This window comes from Streptomyces sp. HUAS YS2 (assembly GCF_033343995.1).
In the GTDB taxonomy this organism is placed as follows: domain Bacteria; phylum Actinomycetota; class Actinomycetes; order Streptomycetales; family Streptomycetaceae; genus Streptomyces; species Streptomyces solicathayae.
Window position 1 is genome coordinate 6,805,286 of sequence record NZ_CP137573.1, and the last position, 23,290, is coordinate 6,828,575.

The window sequence follows — 23,290 nt, forward strand, 5'->3', positions numbered from 1 at the left end:
CGGTTGTCGGGCCCGGGACCTGCGGATTTTCGCAAGCCGCCGCCTTTGTCCGACCCCACCGATACGCTCCTCGATCATGAGACTCCTGCACACGTCGGACTGGCACCTGGGGCGGTCGTTCCACCGGGTGAGCCTGCTCGACGCCCAGGCCGCGTTCCTCGACCACCTGGTGGCGACGGTGCGCGAGCGCGAGGTGGACGCGGTACTGGTCGCGGGAGACGTCTACGACAGAGCCGTGCCGCCGCTCGCCGCAGTCGAGCTGTTCGACCGTGCGCTGCACCGGCTCGCCGAGGTCGGCGTGCCGACCGTCATGATCTCCGGCAACCACGACTCCGCCCGCCGGCTCGGCGTCGGCGCGGGCCTGATCGAGCGCGCGGGGATCCACCTGCGGACCGACCCGGCCGGGGCCGGCAGCCCCGTGGTGCTCTCCGACGCGCACGGCGACGTGGCGCTGTACGGACTGCCGTACCTGGAGCCCTCGCTCGTCCGCGAGCAGCTCGGCGCGGCGAGGGCCGGACACGAGGCGGTGCTCGGCGCCGCCATGGACCGGGTCCGGGCCGACCTCGCCGCGCGGGCGCCGGGCACCCGGTCGGTCGTCCTCGCCCATGCCTTCGTCGCGGGCGGCGAGGCCAGCGACAGCGAGCGGGACATCACCGTCGGCGGCGTCGCCGCCGTGCCCGCCGGGGTGTTCGACGGCGTCGACTACGTGGCCCTCGGCCACCTGCACGGCAGCCAGGCCCTCACCGAGCGGGTCCGCTACTCCGGGTCCCCGCTCGCGTACTCCTTCTCCGAGACCGATCACCGCAAGACGATGTGGCTGATCGACCTCGGAGCCGACGGGACGATCGAGGCCGCCGAGCGGATCGACTGCCCCGTGCCGCGCGCCCTCGGGCGGATCCGGGGGCGGCTCGACGACCTGCTCGCCGACCCCGCGCTCGCCCGCCACGAGGAGGCGTGGGTGGAGGCGACGCTCACCGACCCCGTGCGGCCCGCCGAACCCATGGCCCGGCTCACCGCCCGCTTCCCGCACACCCTCAACCTGGTCTTCGAACCCGAGCGCACCGAGGGCGCCCCGTACGCCTCGTACGCCCAGCGGCTCCGGGACCGCACCGACCAGCAGATCGCGGAGGACTTCGTGGCTCACGTGCGCGGCGGGGCGGGCCCCGACGGCGCCGAACGCACCGTGCTGCACGGCGCGTTCGCGGACGTACGGGTGGACGCGGCGGAGCGCGAGGTGAATAGGTGAGGCTGCACCGGCTGGTCGTCACCGGCTTCGGCCCGTTCGGCGGCACGCAGGAGATCGACTTCGACGCGCTGTCGTCGGCCGGGCTCTTCCTGCTCCACGGACCGACCGGCGCGGGCAAGACGTCGGTCCTCGACGCGGTCTGCTACGCCCTGTACGGGGCCGTGCCCGGCGCCCGGCAGAGTCCCGGGACCTCGCTGCGGAGCGACCACACCCCGCCCGGAACGTACACCGAGGTGCTCCTCGAACTCACCGTGGGGGAAAGGCGGTTGGAGATCACCCGCCGTCCGGCGCAGCAGCGCCCCAAGAAGCGCGGCGGCGGCTTCACCACCGAGAAGGCGCAGAGCTGGCTGCGGGAGTACGACGCGGGGACCGGGGCCTGGCAGGGGCTCAGCCGCTCGCACCAGGAGATCGGCGAGGAGATCACCCAGCTCCTCGGGATGAGCCGCGAGCAGTTCTGCCAGGTCGTGCTGCTGCCGCAGGGCGACTTCGCCCGCTTCCTGCGGGCCGACGCGGAGGCCCGCGGCAAGCTGCTCGGCCGGCTCTTCGACACCCGACGGTTCGCCGCGGTCGAGGACCGGCTCGCCGAGCTGCGGCGGGCCGCGGAACAGCAGGTGCGCGAGGGCGACGAGCGGCTGCTCGCGCTCGCCCAGCGCATGGCCGAGGCGGCCGGCGGCGGCGCGGTCGAGGAGCGGCCGGGGGAGCCCGGGCTCGCCGAGGCGGTGCAGGTACGGGCCGCGGTCGCGCGCTCCGAGGCGCGCGAGGCGCTCGACGTCGCCGACCTCGGGCTGGCCGCGGCCGAGAGTCGGCAGGCGGCGGCCCGCCGGCGGCTCGACGAGGAGCGGGAACTCGCCGCCCTCCAGCAGCGTCATGCCGAGGCGCTGCGCCGGCGGGCGGAGCTCGACGCACGGCGCGGCGAGCGGGACGCCTGGCAGGCGACGCTCGACCGGGCGCGCAAGGCCGACCTCGTCGCGCCCGCGCTGGACCTGCGGGACGAGGCCGAGCGCGCGCACGCCACGGCGGCGAGCGTCCGGGAGCGGACCAGGTCCGAGCTGCACCCCGATCTCGTCGACGAGGGCGCGGAGCGGCTCTCCCGTCTGGAGGCCGAGCTGCGCGAGCGGCTCGGCGGGCTCGACGCGGCGCGCCGCGCCGAGCGGCGCAGCGCCGAGATCGGCGAGGAGCTGGCGGTCCTGGATCGCCAGGCCCGGGCCGACGACGAGACCCTGCAGGACGCGAACGCCTGGCTGGCCGACTGGGAGACCCGGCGCACGGTCCTCCAGGACCGGGTCGACGCCGCACAGGAGGCGACGACCCGCGCGGAACACCTCGCGGGCCGCCTGGAGCCCGCCCGTCGCCGCCTCGAAGCGGCTTGCCGCCGGGACGAGTTGGCGAAGCGGGTGACGGAGGGCGCGTCCCTCCTGACGGCGGCGCGCGAGGCCCGCAACACGGCGAAGGAGACCTGGCTCGACGTCAAGTCCCGCCGCCTCCAGGGGATCGCCGCCGAACTGGCCGCCGCCCTGACCGACGAGGCCCCCTGCCAGGTCTGCGGCTCGATGGTCCACCCGGCCCCCGCCCGCACCGAGGCCGGCCACGTCGACCGCGCCACGGAGGACGCCGCGTACGAGGCCTTCACGAAGGCGGAACAGTCCCACGCCACGGCCGAACGCGACCTCGCGGTCACCCGCGAGTCCTGGGCCACGGCCCGAGCGGAAGTCCTGACGGGCCACGGCCCCGCCGCAGCGGGCAGAACCATCCCGTCCCAGGGCACGGGCGCGGAGCCGACGGCTGCCGGCACGGACCGGACCGCCGACGTCCCGGTGGGGGTTGCCGCGTGCTCCTCGGGGCTCCACGGGCGGCCTGCGGCCGTGGCTCTCGATGCGGGCTGGGTGGACGTGTCCTCCACGCTCGCCGATCCCACCGTTGTCGAACTCGACGACGAGGTGCGGCAGTTGGAGCGAGAGTACGCCGACGCCAGGGCTCTCGCCGCTGAGACGCATGCGCGGCGGGAGGCGTTGGCGCGGGGGGAGCGGGAGTCGGAGGAGCGGGTGGCCGCGCGGCAGGAGGCCGAGCGGCGGGTCGCCGCGCGGACCTCGCGGCGCGAGGCGCTCGACGGGCAGCGGGCCTCCCTCGACGCCGAGGCCGCCCGGGGGCGGGGCGAGGCCGCGAGCGTCGCCGAGCACGCGACGCTGCTGGAGCGGCGGATCGCGATCCTCGTCGCCGCCGCCGAGTCCGTACGGGCCGTCGAGGTGACCGCCGAGCGGCTCAAAGAGGCCGACGACCGGCTCGCCGACGCCGCCTTCCGCGCCGGGTTCGACACCCCGGCCGCCGCCGCGGCGGCACTCGTCGACGACGGCCGCCGCCGCGAACTGCAGCACCGCCTCGACGCCTGGCAGGCGGAGGACGCCGCGGTCGCCGACCGGCTCCGCGACCCGGAGACCCGCGCCGCGGCCGACCGCCCGCCGGCCGACCCGGCGAACGCCGAGACCTCGCACACCGCCGCCGAACGCGCGCTGCGCGTCGCCGACTCAGCCCTCGCGGCCGTACGCGACCGGTGCGCCGCGCTCGACCGGCTGTCCCGGCAGGCGGACGACGAGGTCCGCCGGCTCGGCCCGCTCCGCGAGGAGTACGACCGGGTCGCCCGGCTCGCCGGGCTCACGGCCGGCACCTCCGCGGACAACGAGCGCAAGATGCGCCTGGAGTCGTACGTGCTCGCGGCCCGCCTGGAACAGGTCGCCGCCGCCGCGACCGCCCGCCTCCAGCGCATGTCCTCCGGCCGCTACACGCTCGTCCACTCCGATGCCCGCTCCGGCGGCAAGCGGGCCGGTCTCGGCCTGCACGTCGTCGACGCGTGGACCGGCAACGAGCGGGACACAGCGACGCTCTCCGGCGGCGAGACCTTCTTCGCCTCGCTGGCCCTGGCCCTCGGCCTCGCCGACGTCGTCACCGACGAGGCCGGCGGCGTCCGGCTCGACACGCTCTTCATCGACGAGGGCTTCGGCAGCCTGGACGACCAGACCCTCGACGAGGTCCTGGACGTCCTCGACTCGCTCCGCGAGCGCGACCGCAGCGTCGGCATCGTCAGCCACGTACCCGACCTGCGCCGCCGCATCCCCGCCCAGCTGGAGGTGGTCAAGGAGCGGCACGGCTCCGCGGTGCGGCTCCGCGTCAGCGGCTGATCGCCCGCCGGGCGAGCGGCGAGGAGTACACGACGCTCGTCGTCACCGACCCGAGTGTGGCGACCTTCCCGGAGATCTGCTCCAGGTGCTTCATCGACCGCGCGGCGACCTTCAGGACGAAGCAGTCGTCACCGGTGACGTGGTGCGCCTCCAGGATCTCCGGCGTGGTGTCGAGCAGGTCGTGGAACGGCTTGTAGTTCCCGTTCGGGTACCGAAGCCGGACGAACGCGAGGATCGGCAGCCCGAGCCGCTCCTGGTCGACCACCGCCGTGTACCCGGAGATCACTCCGGCCTCCTCCATCCGCCGCACGCGCTCGGTCACCGCGGACGCCGACATGGAGACCGCTTTGGCGAGTTCGGTGAAGCTGGCCCGGCCCTGGTTCTGCAGGGCTTCGAGGATGCGCCAGTCCGTGGCGTCCGGTGAGTATCCCGTCATGCGCGCCAGGGAACAGGGAAATCCCCGGACGATCAAGCGATGTCCGGGGATGTCCCACGGTGCGAACCCGCCGTGTCAGGGCCGGGACCCTGTCGGGGCCGAGACCGTGTCAGAGCTTCGAGATCTCGTCCACCAGGTCGTCCAGGCCCAGCGGCCCCTGGGACAGCGCCGCCATGTGCCAAGCCTTCGCGTCGAACGCGTCGCCGTGCGCGGCCCGCGCGTTCTCCCGGCCCAGCAGCCAGGCCCGCTCGCCGAGCTTGTAGCCGATGGCCTGCGCCGGCATCGACAGGTACCGGGTCAGCTCGCTCTCCACGAACGACGCCGGACGGCTGCTGTGCTGCTGGAAGAACTCCTGGGCCAGCTCCGGGGTCCACCGCTCGCCCGGGTGGAACGGCGAGTCCGCCGGGATCTCCAGCTCCAGGTGCATGCCGATGTCGACGATCACCCGACAGGCGCGCATCATCTGCCCGTCCAGGTAGCCGAGCCGGCGCTCGGGGTCCGGCAGGAAGCCCAGCTCGTCCATGAGCCGCTCCGCGTACAGCGCCCAGCCCTCGGCGTTGGCGGAGACCCCGCCGATCGTCGCCTGGTAGCGGGACAGCCGGTCCGCGACGTGCACCCACTGCGCGATCTGCAGGTGGTGGCCGGGAACACCCTCGTGGTACCAGGTCGACACCAGGTCGTACACCGGGAACCGGGTCTCGCCGTCGACCGGCAGCCAGGTGCGGCCGGGGCGGGAGAAGTCCTCCGAGGGGCCGGTGTAGTAAGGGGCCGCCGCGCCGCCCGGCGGGGCGATCCGCGACTCCACCTTCCGTACCCGCTCGGCGAGTTCGAAGTGGGTGCCGTCCAGCGCCTCGATCGCCTCGTCCATCAGCTCCTGCAGCCAGACCCGGACCTCCTCGACGCCCTCGATGTGCGTGCCGTGCACGTCGAGGTGGGCGAGCGCCTCCCAGGGCCCCGACCCCGGCAGGATCTTGTCCGCCTCGGTCCGCATCTCGCCGAGCAGCCGGTGGTACTCGGCCCAGCCGTACGCGTAGGCCTCGTCCAGGTCGAAGTCCGTGCCGTTGAAGTACCGTGACCAGCGCCGGTAGCGCTCCCGGCCCACCGTGTCCGGGGCGTCGGCGACGGCCGGCGCGTACACGTCGCGCATCCAGTCCCGCAGTGCCGCCACCGCGGCGGTCGCGTCGCGCGCGGCCTCGTCCAGTTCGGCCCGCAGCTCCTCCGGCCCGCCGCCGGCGAACTCCTCGAACCAGCCGCGCGCCGCACCGTCGTTGCCCGACCACTCGGTGAGCTGCTCGACGAACGTGGCCGTCGGGCGGGGGCCGCCCAGCAGCTTGCGCTCCAGACCCAGTTCGAGCGAGGCGCGGTAGCCCTCCAGAGCGGCCGGGACGGCGCGCAGCCGCGCGGCGACGGCCGCCCAGTCCTCGGCGGTCTCGGTCGGCATCACGGTGAACACGATCCGCACGCTGTGCGCGGGCGAGCGCATGTTGCTCACCGCGCACAGACCCTCGTCGGCCTCGTGGACGGCGAGTTCGGCGGTCAGCCGCTCGCGCAGCAGCCGGCCGCAGCGGCGTTCGGCGTCCGCGTCCGCGCCCGGACGGCGTTCGGCCTCGTCGAGCAGGGCGAGGGTGCGGCGAGCGAGTTCGGCCACTTCCTCCTGACCGGCGGGGGAGAAGTCCGGAAGACGGCCGGCGCTCTCTTTGACTCCCAGGTAGGTACCGGTGATCGGGTCGAGGGCGATGAGTTCGTCGACGTAGGTGTCGGCGACCTGGCGGGGCAGCGGGCTGCTGGAAGTCTCTGGCATGCGGCTCATCCTGGCCCCTCCGGCGTCTCCGCGTCACCCTCGAACGATCTCACTCGGCTGACAAGAGAGCGCCCGGAACCGGCGGCAGCAGCGGCCCGCATTCCCACTGCTGGAAGATCAGCCGGGTCTCCACGCGCGCCACCTCGCGCCGTGAGGTGAACTCGTCCAGCACGAGTCTTTGCAGGTCAGCCGTGTCTGCGACGGCCACGTGGACCAAGTAGTCGTCGGGACCCGTCAGATGGAACAGGGCCCGCGACTCCGGCAAGGCGCGAATACGTTCGACGAACGGACCGATCAGTTCGCGACGGTGGGGCCGAACCTGGACCGAGAGCAGAGCCTCCAGGCCGCGGCCGAGTTTGGCTGGATTCAGTCGTAGCTGGTTGCCCAGGATCACTCCCGTGCGGCGCAGCCGGGCCACCCGGTCCAGGCAGGTCGACGGGGCGACGCCGACCTCGGCGGCGAGCTCCCGGTAGGTGGTCCGGGCGTCGTTCTGCAAGAGGCGAAGAATGTGCAGATCGATCGGATCCAGTACGACAGAATCGGCCATGCGGCGAACGTAACACGCCTCATTCGAGCTACTTTCCGGTATCCGTTCACAGTGCGGCCATGGACTACGACGCCTCCACCCCCAGGGCTCTGGCCACCGAAGCCGTGCACGCCGGCCGTGAGGATCTCGCGGCACTCGGCCTGCACGCCCCGCCGCTCGACCTGTCGACGACCTACCCCTCGTACGACACCCGCGCGGAAGCGGCCCGCATCGACGACTTCGCCACCACCGGCGCCCGGCCCGACGGGCCGCCCGTCTACGCACGGCTCGACAATCCCACGACCGCCCGCTTCGAGGACGCCCTCGCCCGGCTCGAGGGGACCGAGAGCGCGGTCGCCTTCGCCAGCGGCATGGCGGCGCTCACCGCCGTCCTGCTGGCCCGGGCGAGCCTCGGCCTGCGCCATGTCGTGGCCGTCCGCCCGCTCTACGGCTGCAGCGACCACCTGCTCACCGCCGGGCTGCTCGGCACCGAGGTGACCTGGACCGACCCGGCGGGCGTCGCGGACGCGATCCGCCCGGACACCGGCCTCGTGGTGGTGGAGACCCCTGCCAACCCGACCCTGGCCGAGGTCGACATCGCGGCCCTCGCCCACTCGTGCGGCGCGGTCCCGCTGCTCGTCGACAACACCTTCGCCACCCCCGTGCTCCAGCAGCCGGTGCGCCACGGGGCACGGATCGTGCTGCACAGCGCGACGAAGTACCTCGGAGGGCACGGCGACGTGCTCGGCGGCGTCGTCGCCTGCGACGAGGAGTTCGCCCGCACGCTGCGCCAGGTGCGCTTCGCCACCGGCGGCGTCCTGCACCCGATGGCCGGCTACCTGCTGCTGCGCGGCCTGTCCACGCTGCCGGTACGGGTCCGGGCGGCGTCGGCGACGGCCGCGGAGCTGGTCCGCCGGCTCGCCGCCGACCCGCGGATCGCCCGGGTCCACTACCCCAAGGTCGGCGGCGCGATGATCGCCTTCGAGGTGTACGGCGACCCGCACGACGTGATCGCCGGGGTCCGGCTGATCACGCCGGCGGTCAGCCTGGGCAGCGTCGACACGCTGATCCAGCACCCCGCCTCCATCAGCCATCGCATCGTGGCCGAGGGCGACCGGCGCGCGGCGGGCGTCAGCGACCGGCTGCTGCGGATGTCCGTCGGCCTCGAGGACGTCGAGGACCTGTGGCGGGACCTGACGGAGGCGCTCAGCGCTCCGTCTGCTGGAACCGCTCGTGCGGAAGGCGGCCGGGTACCGGAGCCGCGTCCAGCCGCGCGGTGATCACCAGGGTGCCCTCCTCGATCTGGTAGTCGAGGGGGAGGTTCAGCGCCCGCATCGCCGCGACCATGCCGGTGTTGGACGACTGCGTCACCGCGTAGACGCTCCCGCAGCCGTCCTCCACCGCCAGGGCCACCAGCCTGCGCAGCAGCTCCGAGCCGATGCCGCGGCGCTGCCAGTCGTCCTCCACCAGCAGGGCGACCTCCGTCTCGTCGCCGTCCCAGAGCAGGTGGCCGAGGGCGACGAGACGGCCGGAGGCGGTCTGCACCGCGAGGGTGCGGCCGTAGCGGGGGCTGAGCAGGTGGTTCAGGTAGCGGTCGGCGTCCGCCACCGGCCCGTGGTAACGCAGGCCGAGGGTGCGCTCGGAGCAGCGGTCGTGCATGGCGCGGGCGGCCGTCAGGTCGTTCTGGTCGGCGCGCCGGACGGTGATCTCGTTGCCCTCGGGGAGGGTGAGGACGTCCTGGCTGCGCGGGATCCGCGGGCCGAGCCGGGCGTCGAGCTCGACGAGCGCGCGGGCCCGGGCGAACTCGGTGGGGGTGAACGGCAGATAGGGCCGCTCGATGGTGATCACCCCGCCGTTCGGGTCGCGCAGCCGCATCTCCGTCTCCTCCAGGACGCCCTCGACGGGTGCGGTCTCGCCGGTCGGGCGGCCGGACAGCGAGACGGCGGGCAGCGAGTGGATGGTGCAGCGGCCGAGCAGCTGGCGCAGGGCCAGCGGGAGTTCGGCGGCGTCCAGGGCGGTGCGGGTGGCCAGGCCGATCAGCCGGGTCGGGGTGTCGACCAGGTCGTGGGCGTCCGCGCGCTCGATCCAGGTGCTGTGGCCGCCGGCCGCGGCGATCTCGTGGGTCAGCCGGGCGGCCGGGAGCGCGGCCGGGGCGCGCAGCAGGAACTCGTCGACCGTGCCGTCGGCGAGCGGGTGGGTCTGCAGCGTGAGGATGTCCACGCGGTGCCGGGCCAGCGCCGTGCACAGCGCGGCGAGACTGCCCGGGGCGTCCTGGACGGTGGTCCGCATCCGCCACAGGGTCGTCCCGCCGGGCTCGCCGTCGGCGGCGCGGTCGGTGTCTTCGGTGCGGTCGGTGCTCTGCGGCAGCGGGGCGGTCCCGCTGCCGCCGGGATCACCGGCGGGCGGCGCATGACTGTGCCGCCGGGCCCACCATGTGTGGAAGGCCGCCGTGGCGACGAGCGCGATCGCCGAGAACACCAGCAGGTACGGACCGTCCGGTCCGTGCACGACGGTCTTGGCGATCGTGTCGGCCACGACCACGGCCGTGAACAGGGCGGCCAGTTCGATCAGATCGTGCCGCCAGTGGTGCGGGCGGCGGGCACTCTTCGCAGATGTCACATCAGTCATGCATTCACTGTGACCGAGCGGTGTTGCGTGATCACGAACGCTTTGTGACTGACGGGTTAAGCGCCGATCTGGGGGATTACTGACTGTTTTTCGCCAGTTGTGTCGCGGTCTGATCGGTCCCCTGGGCGAGGGCGATCAGCAGCCGCTTCGCCTGGACGACCGCCTGGGACGAGCCGCCCCGCGCCGCCACCCGGTCGAGCCCCGCCAGGGCCCCGCCCGCCCGGCACTGCTCCACGCACTCGGCCGCCACCGCCAGCAGATCACCGAGCCCCCGCACCGACCTCTCCGCTTCGAGAAGGGCCGGCAGCAGCGCCGCGAGCACCGACCAGACGGTTGCGAACGCGCCGGTCGCCGCCGCCGTGCGGGTCGCGTCCGCCACCCGGTTCGGCTTCGCGAAGCCGTCCTGCACCAGCCCGGCGAGGGCCGTCCCGACGGCGGCCGCGTCCAGGTCCCGGCGGGCGGCCAGCACCAGCAGCGCGTCCACCGCGGACAGCCGGTCCGCCGCATGGGGGCTCGCCATGCCGCACGCGAGAGCGAGCGCCCCCGCCGCTCCGAGCTCGCCCTCCGCCTCGGCGAACGCCGGGAGCCACCAGGTCGCGCCCCGCTCGCCCCATTCGACGCCCGCGACGAGTCTCGGCAGCAGCCAGGTGGCCAGGGCCTCGCGGTCCACCGGCAGGACCAGCGGCAGGTGCTCCCTCTCGTGGACCCAGAGCCGGCAGCTCACAGGCTGCCCGTCGAACGGCTGCACCAGCCACCTGAACGCGCCCGGGAAGTCCTGCCGCAGCCCGGGCCGCGCGCAGCCGGTCAGGTCGATCCGCTCCGACCAGTAGAGGTAGCCGTTGGCCCGCTTCTCGACCGGCGGCTTGATCTGCATCACCGGATCGAGCGGTGCCGCATCGGCGAGCCACTCCACCAGCCGGTCGCCGGCCGCCGTGCCCAGATCCGCGGCCGCGCGAGCCGCCTCGGCCGCTTCCGGTCCGGTGCGGCGCACCCGCAGCAGTGCCTGCGCGAAGTCCGCCGGCGCGGGTTCGAGGCCCGCGTCCCGATAGCGCCGCAGCCGCTCCACCAGCTCGGCCGCGTCCACCGCGCCCGTGTGCCAGGTGGGTGTGGCCACCAGGAACGGCAGCGCGGGCGTGCCGATCAGGTCCGCGAGCTCCCACAGCCGCTGCTCGAGCGCAGCCTCCAGGACGTGCCGCGTGCAGTCCGGGTGGAGGTGCTGCCGCGCCCGGCCGGCGTCGATGAGCTCCTTCGTCACCTTCCCGAACAGTGCTGCCAGCACCGCCTCGACGCCCCGCGCGGAGCCTTGGAAGTAGGCGGTGCTGCGGGGGATCGACTCGTTCATCCACCATGAGTCGGCGACCAGTCCGCGTACGCCCTCCGCCAGGGCCTCGCGGTCCTGTGCCGCATACCGGACAAGGCCGTCGAGCGCCCGCTCGAAGTCCTCGGGCGCGGGCTGACGGCGGCCCGTGACCAGCGGCACCAGCTCCTCCACCAGCTCCGGCAGCGTGTCCGCGGCCGGTGCGAGCCGCCGCCGCTCCGGGACCGGGGGAAGGAACTCCTCGTACGGCAGGTCCGGTTCGGCCGACAGGGTCGTGCCGAAGAGCTCGACGGCCGACGGCCGGTGCACCGCACTCAGCAGCTCTGCCGACCCGGCCAGTCCCTCCCGTACCGCCTCGTCCACCGCGTTCAGATGCGCGCCGACCAGCTTCAGCGCCCGCAGCTGGACGTCGCTGTCCGCGTGTCCGAACGCCTCCGCGACCAACGGCAGCAGCTCCGGGGCCACCGTGGGCCGCTGCTTCAGCACCTTCCCGAGCAGCGTCAGCTGTGCCCGCACCAGCTTCTTCTCGGTACGGAAGAGCAGCGCGCCGGACATCTCCGCCAGCAGCGAGTCCGGGAGTTCGCCCGCGAGCACCTGCACGGCCAGCGCCTCCTGTGCGTAGCCGGCCACGGTCGACGGACCGTCGGCGGCCATGCCGAGCAGGTCGGCGGTGTGCGCCTGCAGCTCCTCCTGTGTCGGCGCGAGCCGCTGGAGCAGCGCGAGGTGGAACCGCAGATCGTGCGGCCGTCCGCCGCGCACCAGCCGGGCCAGGCAGCCCTCCAGCAGGTCCCGCCGGTCGAGTACACCCTCCGTCGTCAGGAGGTCCAGGGCCTCCAGCCAGCTCGTGTGTGTGGCGGGCTCGACATCCCACCGGGCGGTGTTCCGGCTCAGCGGCCCGGGGGTCTCCGTCAGCTCGAAGAGCCGGCGCACGAGCAGCCGGGTGTGGGGGTGGGCCCTCAGCTGCTCGGCCAGGTTCGCGTGGTCGAGGGACCCGGTCCACCCCGCCACGTACGCGTCCGTGGCGGGCACCTCGCCGCCGGAGCGCAGCACCAGCTCCTGGACGAGCCCGAACTCGAACTCCACGAAGCCCCGCCGGTCTGCGAGCCGCTGCGCGAGGTTGCCGAGCCAGGCCGGGGCGCGGTCCGCCAGGACCTCCACCGTGGCCGCGTGCGACTCGCCGCCCCAGTCCTCCATGTCCCGCGCGGCCAGCCACGTCGCGGCGGCCGCCGCGCCCGTCTGGCAGCCCACGCCCGCGACCCGGAGCGCCTGGACCACGCGCCGCCACGCCCCGTCCCACCGCGTGCCACCGCGCAACTCGGCCCGCACGGCCTTCAACTCGATCAGCAGGGCCTTGCGCTCGGTCGCGTCCAGGACCTTCAGCAGTGCCGGGACGTCGGCGGTGCGCCCCGCGCGGACGTTCTTCAGGAGCTGCTTCGACGGGTTCCTGCTGGTGATCATCGCGTTCCTCCGGTGGTTCCGCCGCGGCGCGCCATGCGGACCGCCAGCGCGTGCTTGCACGGGCCGCGTCGGCCCCGGTAGTCGGCCCACCACTGGCAGGTGCAGCTCAGCGCACCTCCCGACTCCCGTATCCGGTACCGCTGTTCGCCGGAGGCGACCGAGGCCAGGTCGCCGTCGAGCGTCACCGCGCCCTCCGCGACCAGGGCGCGGGCGGCCACGAGGCGGGGGTTGTGCCGCTCGGCGCGATCGGCGTCGTACGGCAGCTCCCGGTGGAAGTACGCCGCGTCCGCCACGTCGTAGCCCACGCGGCCGGCCGTCCCGAGCCGGGTCAGCGCGGCGCGCACCCGCGCCCCGGTCAGACCCGACCGCTCCGCCAGCTCGGCAGGGTCGATCCGCGGCTCCCAGGCGAGCAGCACCGCCACCAACTCGGCGTCCTGCGCGGCCTCCTCCGTGGCCAGAGCCTCCAGGACGCCGCCCTCGCCGGAGAAGCCGCGTGCGGGGTCCGGCGACAGGGTGAGCGTCAGCCGCATGCCGGGCAGGACGACCTCCCAGGCGCTCGCGGTGGCCGCGCCGTCGGGCGCGGGCCCGTACACCCGCAGCGCGGTCGCGTCCCGCAGCACCCGCTCCAGGGTCGCCAGGCGTTCCGGTCCCGGCAGGCAGACCGCGCCCGGGCCGGGCCGGGTCGTCGGCCGTAGTGTCCGGCCGGCCGGCACGACCCAGAGCGGCGCCCGGCCCCGGCCGCCCGAGCGCGGCAGCCCCCGCAGGAACCGCACCGCCTCCGCGCCGGTCAGCTCGGCCCGCAGATCGAACCCGGCGGACACCACCTGTGCCTCGGCGAAGCCGCGCAGCCAACGGTCCGGCAGCGGCACCTTCTTCTCCACCAGGCGCCCGCCGAGCGTGGTCGCCGCCAACCCCTCAGGGCCGACCCGCAGATGCAGCGGATCGTCCCCGGTCATCCGGGAAAGCGCCTCTCGCAGTGGGTTGTTGACGTCGACGTTCGTCGTGCAGTGCCCGGTCTCCGCCCCGTCCAGGCCCTCCCGGAGAACGTCCAGGCGTGCGTACACCCCGCCGCACCCCGAGAACGACTCGAACCGCAGCCGGTCGCCGTTGCCCGTCACCACCGGATCCAGCGACCCGGGACTCGGCCGCTGGTAGTAGCGCGCGGCCGCGACGTCCGCCACCGCGAGCAGCCCCCGGGCGGCGACCCGGGGCGAGCTGAGGAACCCGGCGAAGAAGCGGGGGTGCGCCTCGACCCCGGTGGGCGTGAGCCCCCCGGACGTCTCGAGGCCGAGCGCCCGCCCGCCGGCGGACGACTCCAGGGCGGACGGGCGTGCGTAGGCGAGCGCCTGTACGGATCGCGTCATGGCAACGACCGTAGGACCCGCCACTGACAACGGCCAAGTCCTGGCCGCGGCCCGGCCGTCACCCGCCCGCGATCGCCCGCAATGCGTCCAGATGGCGCCGGTACACGGCCCGTCCCTGTGCCGTGAGCGACAGCCAGGTCCGCACCCGCCGGCCCACCCTGCCCTTGTCCACGGCCACGAGCCCAGCCTCCTCCAGAGCCGCCACCTGCTTCGACAGCGCGGAGTCGGTCACCTCCACCAGGTCCCGCACGAACGCGAACTCGGCCTTCTGCTGGGGCGCGAGGGCGGCGACGACCGACAGTCGCACCGGCGAGGTCAGCAGCGGCTCCAGGTCGTGCCGGGGATGGCTGCCCGGCGCGTCGCCTCCGTCGGTGTCGCTCACGCGGAACCCCGCCTCTCCAGCAGGGCCATAGCGGCGAGCGGCAGCACGCAGCAGATCGTGGCGACCGCGGTGAACGGCACGCTGTCCACGAACATCGTGCCGCCCAGGACCACCGCCGCCCCGTAGACCACGGCCCAGGTCCCGATCGCCAGTCCGTGCCGGAGTCCGAAGCCCCGCCGTACGGTCCGCTGCCGAGCCGCGTACAGGCTCAGCCCGGCGACGGCCACCACGTGCACGCACAGCGCGACCGCGGCGAGGGCCGTGCCGTGCCCCAACAGCACGGCCGGCACCAGGAACAGCTGTGTCGCGCCGAAGACCAGCAGGTAGCGGGTGTACCAGCCGCCCTGTCGGCGCGACGCGTCCTCCATGCGGGCGATGCGGCCCAACGCCTCGGCCGCGTCGGTGTGTTCGGACATGACGATCCCCCTCGTCTCGATGGCAACTACTTTCCACTATGGCAAGTGAATGCGATCGAGGCAAGACTGAGGGGTGATCAGGTGGCCTGGGCCCGGTTCGTCACTGGCCCACCCGCCCCGGCTGCAGCACCTTCGTGAACAGGACCGTCCCGCCCTCCGCCCGCAGCCGGACCGTCAGTTCGCCGCTGTCGCCGTCGATGTCGACCTCGCCGAAGTACTGCGGGCTCTCCATCGGAGACAGGTTCGCGCGCTCCGGCGCCCGGACGAAGACGCGCTCCGGCCCGAACGTCGCGTCGAGGCGGTTCGCCGGGAAGCCGCCGGCCGCCAGGGGCCCCGAGACGAACTCCCAGAACGGCGCGAAGTCCTGGAACGCGGCCCGCTCGGGCGCGTAGTGCTGTGCCGAGGTGTAGTGCACGTCGGCGGTCAGCCACAGCGTGCCGGTGATCCGGCGGTGCTTGATGAACCGCAGCAACTCCGCGATCTGCAGCTCTCGCCCCAGCGGCGCGCCCGGGTCGCCCTGCGCGATCGCCTCGATGTTCGTCGCCCCGTCCGGTACCACCAGGCCGAGCGGCATGTCGGCGGCCAGCACCTTCCACACTGCACGCGAGCGGCCCAGCTCCCTCTTCAGCCACTCCAGCTGCTCGGCGCCCAGGATTCCGGTGGTGTCGTCGGCCTGCCGGCCGGGCGAGTTGGCGTTCCGGTGCGAGCGCATGTCCAGGACGAAGACGTCGAGCAGCGGTCCGTACCGGACAACACGGTGCATCCGCCGGTCCGCGCCGCGCGCGTGCAGCGTGGACACCGGGAAGTACTCGCCGAACGCCTGCAGCGCGCGGGCGGACAGCACGTCCACGTCCTTCTCCGTGTACCGCGGATCGTCCAGGATCTGCCCCGGGTACCAGTTGTTCCGCACCTCGTGGTCGTCCCACTGCACGATCGACGGCACCTGCGCGTTGAACGCCCGGACGTTGTGGTCCAGCAGGTTGTAGCGGAAGTTGCCGCGGTACTCGTCCAGGGTCTCCGCGACCTTCGCCTTCTCCTCTGTCGTCACGTTCCGCCAGATCCGGCCGTCCGGCAGCGTCACGCTCGGCTGGACCACGCCGTCCGCGTAGACCGTGTCGCCGCTGCACAGGAAGAAGTCCGGGTCGAGCCCGCGCATCTCCTCGAACGCCCGGAAGCCGCCGATGTCCGGGTTGATGCCCCAGCCCTGCCCGGCGATGTCGCCGGACCACAGGAAGCGCACCCCGTCCCGGCGGCGCGCCGGAGCCGTGCGGAAGGTGCCGGTGACCGGCTCGCCGATGCGGCGCGGGTCGTCCGGGTCGGCCAGGGTGACCCGGTAGTGGATCTGCTCGCCCGGCGGCAACCCGCGCAGCGCCGTCGTGCCGGTGAAGTCGCTGCCGGCCCCGAGCAGCGGCCCGTACCAGCGCCGCGCACCCCGGAACGACTCGCTCGCCGCGGTCTCCACGAGCATCCGGGCCGGCCGGTCGGAGCGCACCCACACCAGGCCCGACGACGCGGTCACGTCACCGGCCTGCACACCCCAGGCGGCGCGCGGCCGGCCCGACAGCGCGAGCGCCGGGGCGGACGCGCCGAGCGCCCCGGCGGAGCCGAGGGAGAGGGCGGCCGTCGCGGCGACGGAGCCGCGCAGCACGCTGCGCCGGGCGGGGTTCGGACCGGATGAGCCGTACGACATCGAGCGCCTCCAAGCGGGTTCGGGCGGGGCCGGCCCCGCCGTGCCATGCCTAACGGCCCGCGGCGGCGCGGACGCGAACCCCACATGAACAACGACTCGAACGCGCGCACCGGAACATCCGCGCGGGCCCCCCGGGTGACGAGACGTCAGCGCGAACGGCCCCGGCTCTCAGGTCGCTCGCGCCGCCCAGGTTGGACGGGCCGTCAAGGTCGCTCGCGCCGCTCGGTCAGCGGCTGCTGCCGTCCAGGATGACGCGCGCGACCAGCGCCGGGTCGTCGTTCATCGGCACGTGGCCGCAGCCCGGCAGCCGGATCAGCCGGGCGTCCGGGATCGCCTGCTTGGCGCGGACGCCCTGGCGGCGCAGCAGGAGCCGGTCGCGGGTGCCCCAGCCGATGGTGACCGGGAGGCCGGTGATGTCCTCGGTGACGCGGACGGTGCGGCCCGCCGCGAGCGTCTGACGGAAGCCGGTGGCGGAGCGCAGGGCGAGGGTCTCGGCGACCGCGGCCTCGGGCGAACGGCGTGCCGGGCGGGCGTAGATGGTGCTGGTGAGGGCGGTACGGCCGGCCGCCGAACGTGAAAGCCCCTCGATCAGCGGCACCGGCATCGCGGAGGCGGCGGCGTGCATCGCGCGCAGGGTGCCGAAGGCGTACCGCCGCTCGCTCTCCGACCAGAAGCCCGCGGGGGAGAGCGCGGTCACCGAGCGGACCAGCTTCTGCCGGCCGAGCTCCAGCGCGAGCAGACCGCCGAGCGAGTTGCCCGCGACATGCGGCCGGTCCAGGCCGAGCGCCGCGCAGAGCCCGCCGAGAACGGGGACGACGGTCGACAGGTCGTAGGCGCAGCCGTCCGGCAGCGGGGCGGAGGCGCCGAAGCCGGGCAGGTCGACGGAGACGACGTCGCGTTCGGCGGCGAGGACGGGGATCACCGGCTCCCAGGCCTGCCAGTGGTGGCCGATGCCGTGGAGCAGCAGCAGCGGTTCGCCCGTGCCGCGGCGGTCGTACGTCACCGAGACCGTGCGGGGTCCGGCGGGGGACTCGACCGTGAACTCGACCTGTGCGGACATGCGACTGCTCCTGTCTTAGACGCCCTGTCAACAAGAATTACCGTTCAGTAGCATGGAGTTCAAGAGGGCAGACCGAACTGGACACGACGCAGCCCCTTCGGCTGGTATGGAGGCGTGGCGATCGACACTGTGACCGACCTGTTCGAAGAGCTCCGCCCGATGCTGACCGGGGTGGCCTACCGGATGCTCGGCCGCGCGGCCGACGCCGAGGACGTGGTCCAGGAGGCATGGCTGCGCTGGTCCGCCGCGGACCGCGACGACGTCCGCGAACCGCGCGCCTACCTCGTCCGCGTCACCACCCGGCTGGCCGTCGACCGTCTGCGCCAGATCCGCTCCCGCCGCGAGGCCTACGTCGGCCCCTGGCTGCCCGAACCCGTCGTCACCGACTTCGGCCCTGCCGTGCCCGACACCGCCGAACGCGCGCTGCTCGCCGACTCCGTCTCGCTCGCCGTCCTCGTCGTCCTGGAATCCCTCTCCCCGCTGGAGCGGGCGGTGTTCGTGCTGCGGGAGGCCTTCGGCTTCCCGTTCGCCGAGATCGCCGCCGCGCTCGACCGGACCGAAGCGGCCGTGCGCCAGCTCGCCGGCCGGGCCCGCAAGCACGTCGACGAGGGCCGCCCCCGCTACGACGTCGACCCCGCCGAGCGGCGCGACCTGACCGAGCGGTTCCTCGCGGCAGCCGCCGGCGGCGACCTCGCCGACCTGATGGCGCTCCTCGCGCCCGACGTCCGGCTGGTCGGCGACAGCGGAGGCAAGGCCAAGGGGCCGCTGCGGATCATGGAGAGCGCCGACAAGGTGGGCCGCTTCCTGTACGCCGTCTCCCGCGCCGAGGCCGGGGACCTCACGTACCGCTTCGAGGAGATCAACGGCGCCCCGGCGTTGGTCGGCCACGCCGGTGGAAAGGTCTCCGTCGTCTTCCAGATCGAGATCGCGGACGGCGCGGTCCAGTGCGTCTACCTCATGCGCAACCCGGACAAGCTCCAGGCCGTGCGCGCGTAGGACTGCCCCCGCCGTCCCTTCACCGTCCCGCCCCGCCCGCCCCGCGTCCGCCCGGACGCGGGGTGGTTTGCTGCGCCCGGCTCACGGCGGCACGAACGTCCTGTGAACGATCGGTCCCGGAGCGCTGCCACTGAGTCGACCCGACGCAGGATTGGTCTTGACCAAGGGGGTGTGCCGCCTTATGGTCGCAGAGTTAGTGCAGGAACCTTTAATAAACAAGGGCGCGGAAAAGCCGCCGAGGACACGGCGATTGCGGAGGATCAGGGTGGGGACCACGCAGCTGGAATCGGTGCCGGAGCCGAAGTACTGGCACCTCAAGACCGTGATCGGCGAGGCGCTGGACTCGGACTTCGCCGTCGGCGAGATCCTGCCGAACGAGCGCGAGCTCGCGGCCCGCTTCGGCGTCGCCCGCGCCACGCTCCGCCAGGCGCTCGAGCAGCTCGAGCTGGAGGGCCGGCTGCAGCGCCGCCGCGGGGTCGGCACCACCGTCGCCCCGCCGCGCATGGGCGTCGACGTCTCCACCACCCAGCAGGCCTGGCCGGGCGCCGGCGAGGACGTCTGGCAGTCCGTCGACTGCGTCACCGCCACCCCGCCCGCCGCGGTCGCCCGGCTCCTTGAGGCCGAGCCCGACGAGCCCGTCCACGTGGTGCGCCGGCTGCGCGTGACGCAGGGCCAGGCCGTCGCCGCCGAGCTGCTGTACGTGCCGCTCGCCCGCGTCCCCGGTCAGCCCGCCGCCGACGCGCCCGCCGGTCCGGCCCGCGCCCGCGGCGTCCTGCGCGAGCTGCAGCGCCTGGTCCTCGACGGCCAGGACCGCTCCGTCGAACTGGGCTCCGCCCGCGCCGACGACGCCAAGGAGCTGGACCGCCTCCCCGGTGCCCCGGTCCTCGTCGTCACCACCCGCTACCTCTCCGAGGGCCGCACGGCCGCGGTCTCGGTTGCCACCTACCGCGCGGACACCTGCAAGCTGACCTTCGGGGACTCGGGCGACCTGGTCATGGCCTCCTGACCTCCCGGCCCACCCGGAACACACGGAAGCGGCCCCGGCGTTCGTCGAACGCCGGGGCCGCTTCCGTTCCGTCTCAGCGGCGCGACGTCACCGACCCGTCGACCGCGAACAGCTGCTCCTCGACATGGTCCAGCGCCAGTCGCAGCGCCCCGGTACCGACCGCAGCCTCGCCCAGCAGGGACAGCGCCACCCGTGGCGGGCGCAGGCAGAACCGGGCCAACTCCTCGCGCAGCGGCTGCAGTACGCCGTCCAGGCCGGCCGCCCAGCCGCCGACCACCACCAGTTCGGGGTCCAGGGCCAGCACCAAGGCGGCGACGTCGTGCACCAGCCGCTGGATGAAGCGTTCCACCGCCGCTTCGGCCCGCGCGTCCCCGCCCCGCGCCAGCGCGAAGACCTCCGCCACCGCCTGCTCGTCGAGCGGGTGCAGCGGCTCGTCCGTCGTCGACAGCAGCGTCTCCGGGGCGACCTCGCGGCCCAGCAGGTGCAGCGCCCCGATCTCGCCCGCCGCGCCGCCGTAACCGCGGTGCAGCCGACCGCCGATCAGCGAGCCGGCGCCCGGGCTGAGCCCGGCGAGCACGAAGACGATGTCGTCGGAGTCGGTGGCGGCGCCCTTCCAGTGCTCGGCGACCGCCGCCGCGTTCGCGTCGTTCTCCACCAGGACGGGGCAGCGGAACGAGCGGCGCAGCCGCTCGCCCAGCGCGAGGCCCGTCCAGCCGGGCAGCGCCGTGCCGAGCCGGACCGTGCCGTCCGTCTCGACGATCCCGGGCGTGCCGACGCCGACCGCCCGCAGGTTGCTCCGGGCCACCCCGGCGCGCCGCAGCACGTCCGCGACGACGGCCCGGACCCGCTCCAGGCGTTCGTCCGCCGAGGCCGTCTCGGAGACCTCGCGCGCGCCGGCGCCGATGATCCGGCCGTCGAGGCCGGACAGCAGCGCGGCGACCCGGTGCGGTCCGATCTCGATGCCCAGCAGGTGCCCGGCCTCGGCGCGGAACCGGAACCGCCTGGCCGGCCGGCCCTGCCGACGCGTCTCGCCCTCCTCGGGTGCGGCCTCGACGACCAGACCGCCGGCGATCAGCCCCTCGGTCACGCCCTCGACCGTCGGCCGGGACAGACCGGTCACCCGGGTCAGGTCGGTGAGCGTGAGCGCGTCGGCGCCCCGCAGAGCATGGAGTACCACCGCGGAATTGATCCGCCGCAGCAGCGACGGGTCCCCGCCGGTCAGCCGCCCCACAGTGTGTCCTCCCAGCTCGCGCGCGTGTCTGCCGGATCGTACTCAATGGTTCCGGAGAACGGCGAGGCACGTGGACGTCTGACGGACCCTCGGCTGTCAGAGCGGTTCGCTTTACTGGATCCATGACGGCCGCCCGGCACCTCGCCACCCTCGACCTGCTGCGCACGCGTGCCTTCCCCGACCGACGCGGACGATCGGACGTGGGCGAGAGCGGTCCCGGTTTCCACGTCGCGGAGTTAAGCACCAGCGACGACTTCCGGGACGACGACGGATCGTGCCGGGAGGATGTCGAGGAGCAGTGGGAGGCCGAACGGGAGGGACTGGCCCTGCTCCTCACCGTGCGTTGGGGAGAACCGCAGGTCTTCAGCCTGGACTCGTTGCTCACCCGGGGCTTCGCGGGCGAGCACATACCCGACCCCTGGGACCTGCTGTGCAACGCGGTGCCGGACGTCCACCTCTGGCGCGTCGACGGCCGCTGGATCGTGCTCGGGGTCGCGTACGGGGACAAGGAGATGCCGCTCCGGCTCGTGGCCGCGGTCACCACCGTCGACCCGCCCTGACGCCGCTCAGTCCTCCGCCGCGGCGGCCCGCAGCCGTCCGTACTCCTCCGCCATGGCCGCGGCGGTCCAGTGCGCGTTGAGCCCGCTGGGGTTGGGCAGCGCCCAGATCCGCGTCCCGCCGATCATCCGCTCCTGCCGGCCGATGCGGGCCTTGGGCTCCGAGAAGGCCGCCCGGTACGCGGTCACGCCGACGACGGCCAGCCAGCGCGGGCGCAGCCGCTCGACCTTCTCGGCCAGGATCCGGCCGCCCTCGCGGTACTCCTCGGCGGTCAGTTCGTCGGCCCGCGCGGTCGCCCGCGCCACCACGTTCGTGATGCCGAGCCCGTACGACAGCAGCTCCCGCTGCTCCTCGGGCAGCATCAGGCGCGGAGTGAACCCCGACAGGTGCAGGACCGGCCAGAACCGGTTCCCGGGCCGGGCGAAGTGGTGCCCGGTCGCGGCTGTCAGCAGTCCGGGGTTGATGCCGCAGAAGAGCACGGACAGGCCGCCCGCGACCACGTCGGGGACGACGTTGTCGCGGGCGGCCTGAAGCTGCTCCGGGGTGAACCGGGTCAGAGGATCGCTCCGGGGGTGTAGCCGGCGGCCTCCGGGTGCTGCTTGACGATCTCCTCGATGCGGGAGACCACGGCGGCGACCTGGCCGGCGGCGGCGCCGGTGAAGGAGAGCTTGTCCGCCATCAGGGCGTCGAGCTGCGCCCGGTCCAGCGGGATGCGCTCGTCGGCGGCCAGCTTGTCGAGCAGCTCGTTGCGCTCGGCGCCCTGCTCGCGCATGGCGAGGGCGGAGGCGACGGCGTTCTCCTTGATCGCCTCGTGGGCGACCTCACGGCCGACGCCCGCGCGGACCGCGCCCATGAGGACCTTGGTCGTGGCGAGGAACGGCAGGTAGCGGTCGAGCTCGCGGGCGACGACGGCCGGGAAGGCCCCGAACTCGTCGAGCACGGTGAGGAAGGTCTCCAGCAGACCGTCGAGCGCGAAGAACGCGTCCGGCAGTGCCACCCGGCGGACCACCGAGCAGGACACGTCGCCCTCGTTCCACTGGTCGCCCGCCAGCTCGCCGGCCATCGACGCGTAGCCGCGCAGGATGACCATCAGGCCGTTGACGCGCTCGCAGGAGCGGGTGTTCATCTTGTGCGGCATCGCGGACGAGCCGACCTGGCCGGGCTTGAAGCCCTCGGTGACCAGCTCGTGACCGGCCATCAGGCGGATCGTCTTCGCGACCGAGGACGGCGCGGCGGCCAGCTGCACCAGCGCGCTGACCACGTCGTAGTCGAGCGAGCGGGGGTAGACCTGGCCGACCGAGGTGAAGGCGTGCGCGAAGCCGAGGTGGCCGGCGATGCGCTGCTCGAGGTCGGCGAGCTTGTCGGCGTCGCCGCCGAGCAGGTCGAGCATGTCCTGGGCGGTACCGACCGGGCCCTTGATGCCGCGCAGCGGGTAGCGGCCGAGGAGGTCCTCCAGGCGGCCGTACGCGACGAGCAGCTCGTCCGCGGCGGTGGCGAAGCGCTTGCCGAGGGTGGTGGCCTGGGCGGCGACGTTGTGCGAGCGGCCGGCCATGACCAGCTCCGCGTACTCGCCGGACAGCTTGCCGAGGCGGGCGAGGACGGCGACCGTGCGGTCCCGCATCAGCTCCAGGGAGAGCCGGATCTGCAGCTGCTCGACGTTCTCGGTGAGGTCGCGCGAGGTCATGCCCTTGTGGACGTGCTCGTGGCCGGCGAGGGCGTTGAACTCCTCGATGCGGGCCTTCACGTCGTGCCGGGTGACCTTCTCGCGCTCGGCGATCGAGCCGAGGTCGACCTGGTCGAGGACGCGCTCGTAGTCGGCGAGGGCCTCGTCCGGCACCTCGATCCCGAGGTCCTTCTGGGCGCGCAGCACCGCGAGCCACAGCCGGCGCTCCAGCTTCACCTTGTGCTCGGGGGACCAGAGGACGGCGAGCTCCGCGGAGGCGTAGCGGCCGGCCAGGACATTGGGGATACGGGGCTTCGCAGTCACAGCAGTCACGTGTC

Annotated in this window: 19 protein-coding genes; 6 read left to right on the forward strand and 13 right to left on the reverse strand. The window is 73.9% G+C overall.

From position 1 onward, the window contains the following. Positions 1-76 precede the first annotated feature (76 nt). A complete protein-coding gene (locus R2D22_RS31550) occupies positions 77-1,246 on the forward strand; it encodes an exonuclease SbcCD subunit D (RefSeq protein ID WP_318108361.1) in 1,170 nt (389 codons plus the stop codon). Beyond that, complete coding sequence (locus R2D22_RS31555; RefSeq protein WP_318108362.1) at positions 1,243-4,419, forward strand: SMC family ATPase; 3,177 nt, start codon at positions 1,243-1,245, stop codon at positions 4,417-4,419. The genes R2D22_RS31550 and R2D22_RS31555 overlap by 4 nt, the downstream gene beginning before the upstream one ends. Here R2D22_RS31555 and R2D22_RS31560 read toward each other — a convergent pair. The 3 genes from R2D22_RS31560 to R2D22_RS31570 all read right to left on the reverse strand — a co-directional run bounded on the left by R2D22_RS31560 (position 4,409) and on the right by R2D22_RS31570 (position 7,203). Beyond that, a complete protein-coding gene (locus tag R2D22_RS31560; protein WP_318108364.1) occupies positions 4,409-4,855 on the reverse strand; it encodes an Lrp/AsnC family transcriptional regulator in 447 nt (148 codons plus the stop codon). The genes R2D22_RS31555 and R2D22_RS31560 overlap by 11 nt on opposite strands. A 109-nt stretch (positions 4,856-4,964) precedes the next feature. Continuing rightward, positions 4,965-6,656, reverse strand: a complete 1,692-nt coding sequence (locus R2D22_RS31565) for a DUF885 domain-containing protein (RefSeq protein WP_318108366.1) — start codon at positions 6,654-6,656, stop codon at positions 4,965-4,967. 49 nt (positions 6,657-6,705) lie between these two features. Next, positions 6,706-7,203, reverse strand: coding sequence for an Lrp/AsnC family transcriptional regulator (locus R2D22_RS31570; protein WP_318108367.1), 498 nt, complete (start codon positions 7,201-7,203; stop codon positions 6,706-6,708). A 59-nt stretch (positions 7,204-7,262) separates the two neighbouring features. Between R2D22_RS31570 and R2D22_RS31575 the strand changes: the two genes are divergently transcribed. After that, a complete protein-coding gene (locus R2D22_RS31575; protein ID WP_318108368.1) occupies positions 7,263-8,462 on the forward strand; it encodes a trans-sulfuration enzyme family protein in 1,200 nt (399 codons plus the stop codon). Here R2D22_RS31575 and R2D22_RS31580 read toward each other — a convergent pair. The 7 genes from R2D22_RS31580 to R2D22_RS31610 form a co-directional block, all read right to left on the reverse strand. Then, positions 8,389-9,810, reverse strand: a complete 1,422-nt coding sequence (locus R2D22_RS31580; RefSeq protein WP_318108369.1) for a GNAT family N-acetyltransferase — start codon at positions 9,808-9,810, stop codon at positions 8,389-8,391. The genes R2D22_RS31575 and R2D22_RS31580 overlap by 74 nt on opposite strands. A gap of 76 nt (positions 9,811-9,886) precedes the next feature. After that, on the reverse strand, positions 9,887-12,586 hold the full coding sequence (locus tag R2D22_RS31585) for a DUF7824 domain-containing protein (protein ID WP_318108370.1): 2,700 nt from the start codon (positions 12,584-12,586) through the stop codon (positions 9,887-9,889). Further along, positions 12,583-13,950: an SWIM zinc finger family protein gene (locus R2D22_RS31590; protein WP_318108371.1), complete on the reverse strand. Its 1,368-nt coding sequence runs from the start codon at positions 13,948-13,950 to the stop codon at positions 12,583-12,585. The genes R2D22_RS31585 and R2D22_RS31590 overlap by 4 nt, the downstream gene beginning before the upstream one ends. Before the next feature lie 58 nt (positions 13,951-14,008). Further along, positions 14,009-14,332, reverse strand: coding sequence for a winged helix-turn-helix domain-containing protein (locus tag R2D22_RS31595; protein ID WP_318108372.1), 324 nt, complete (start codon positions 14,330-14,332; stop codon positions 14,009-14,011). Beyond that, on the reverse strand, positions 14,329-14,748 hold the full coding sequence (locus R2D22_RS31600; protein ID WP_318108374.1) for a hypothetical protein: 420 nt from the start codon (positions 14,746-14,748) through the stop codon (positions 14,329-14,331). Before R2D22_RS31600 ends, R2D22_RS31595 begins: the two co-directional genes overlap by 4 nt. Positions 14,749-14,848: 100 nt before the next feature. Then, positions 14,849-16,438, reverse strand: coding sequence for an alkaline phosphatase D family protein (locus R2D22_RS31605; protein ID WP_318108376.1), 1,590 nt, complete (start codon positions 16,436-16,438; stop codon positions 14,849-14,851). A gap of 226 nt (positions 16,439-16,664) precedes the next feature. Beyond that, entirely contained in the window at positions 16,665-17,498 is an 834-nt protein-coding gene (locus tag R2D22_RS31610; RefSeq protein ID WP_318108377.1) for an alpha/beta fold hydrolase, read from the reverse strand. A gap of 114 nt (positions 17,499-17,612) precedes the next feature. Between R2D22_RS31610 and sigJ the strand changes: the two genes are divergently transcribed. Then, positions 17,613-18,494, forward strand: coding sequence for an RNA polymerase sigma factor SigJ (gene sigJ, locus R2D22_RS31615; RefSeq protein ID WP_318108379.1), 882 nt, complete (start codon positions 17,613-17,615; stop codon positions 18,492-18,494). A 265-nt stretch (positions 18,495-18,759) separates the two neighbouring features. Next, positions 18,760-19,500 (forward strand): GntR family transcriptional regulator, encoded by a 741-nt coding sequence (locus R2D22_RS31620; RefSeq protein WP_318108380.1) that lies wholly within the window; start codon positions 18,760-18,762, stop codon positions 19,498-19,500. Between the two features lie 73 nt (positions 19,501-19,573). Here the strand turns inward: R2D22_RS31620 and R2D22_RS31625 are convergent, their stop codons facing one another. Beyond that, on the reverse strand, positions 19,574-20,731 hold the full coding sequence (locus tag R2D22_RS31625) for an ROK family transcriptional regulator (RefSeq protein WP_318108381.1): 1,158 nt from the start codon (positions 20,729-20,731) through the stop codon (positions 19,574-19,576). Positions 20,732-20,853: 122 nt separating this feature from the next. On the opposite strand from R2D22_RS31625, the gene R2D22_RS31630 reads away from it, so the two are divergent. Further along, entirely contained in the window at positions 20,854-21,291 is a 438-nt protein-coding gene (locus tag R2D22_RS31630; RefSeq protein WP_318108383.1) for a hypothetical protein, read from the forward strand. Between the two features lie 6 nt (positions 21,292-21,297). Here the strand turns inward: R2D22_RS31630 and mug are convergent, their stop codons facing one another. Beyond that, positions 21,298-21,846, reverse strand: coding sequence for a G/U mismatch-specific DNA glycosylase (mug, locus tag R2D22_RS31635; RefSeq protein ID WP_318110105.1), 549 nt, complete (start codon positions 21,844-21,846; stop codon positions 21,298-21,300). Continuing rightward, positions 21,843-23,285 carry an adenylosuccinate lyase gene (gene purB, locus R2D22_RS31640; protein ID WP_318108385.1) on the reverse strand — a complete coding sequence of 481 codons (1,443 nt, stop codon included), beginning with the start codon at positions 23,283-23,285 and terminating at the stop codon, positions 21,843-21,845. The genes mug and purB overlap by 4 nt, the downstream gene beginning before the upstream one ends. Positions 23,286-23,290 lie beyond the last annotated feature (5 nt).

Excerpts from the sequence above, each read along its gene's own strand:
- R2D22_RS31550 (WP_318108361.1), top strand. The coding sequence starts at position 77 with ATGAGACTCCTGCACACGTCGGACTGGCACCTGGGGCGGTCGTTCCAC.
- R2D22_RS31560 (WP_318108364.1), bottom strand. The coding sequence starts at position 4,855 with ATGACGGGATACTCACCGGACGCCACGGACTGGCGCATCCTCGAAGCC.
- R2D22_RS31565 (WP_318108366.1), bottom strand. The coding sequence starts at position 6,656 with ATGCCAGAGACTTCCAGCAGCCCGCTGCCCCGCCAGGTCGCCGACACC.
- R2D22_RS31570 (WP_318108367.1), bottom strand. The coding sequence starts at position 7,203 with ATGGCCGATTCTGTCGTACTGGATCCGATCGATCTGCACATTCTTCGC.
- R2D22_RS31575 (WP_318108368.1), top strand. The coding sequence starts at position 7,263 with ATGGACTACGACGCCTCCACCCCCAGGGCTCTGGCCACCGAAGCCGTG.
- R2D22_RS31580 (WP_318108369.1), bottom strand. The coding sequence starts at position 9,810 with ATGACTGATGTGACATCTGCGAAGAGTGCCCGCCGCCCGCACCACTGG.
- R2D22_RS31585 (WP_318108370.1), bottom strand. The coding sequence starts at position 12,586 with ATGATCACCAGCAGGAACCCGTCGAAGCAGCTCCTGAAGAACGTCCGC.
- R2D22_RS31590 (WP_318108371.1), bottom strand. The coding sequence starts at position 13,950 with ATGACGCGATCCGTACAGGCGCTCGCCTACGCACGCCCGTCCGCCCTG.
- R2D22_RS31600 (WP_318108374.1), bottom strand. The coding sequence starts at position 14,748 with ATGTCCGAACACACCGACGCGGCCGAGGCGTTGGGCCGCATCGCCCGC.
- R2D22_RS31605 (WP_318108376.1), bottom strand. The coding sequence starts at position 16,438 with ATGTCGTACGGCTCATCCGGTCCGAACCCCGCCCGGCGCAGCGTGCTG.
- R2D22_RS31610 (WP_318108377.1), bottom strand. The coding sequence starts at position 17,498 with ATGTCCGCACAGGTCGAGTTCACGGTCGAGTCCCCCGCCGGACCCCGC.
- R2D22_RS31630 (WP_318108383.1), top strand. The coding sequence starts at position 20,854 with ATGACGGCCGCCCGGCACCTCGCCACCCTCGACCTGCTGCGCACGCGT.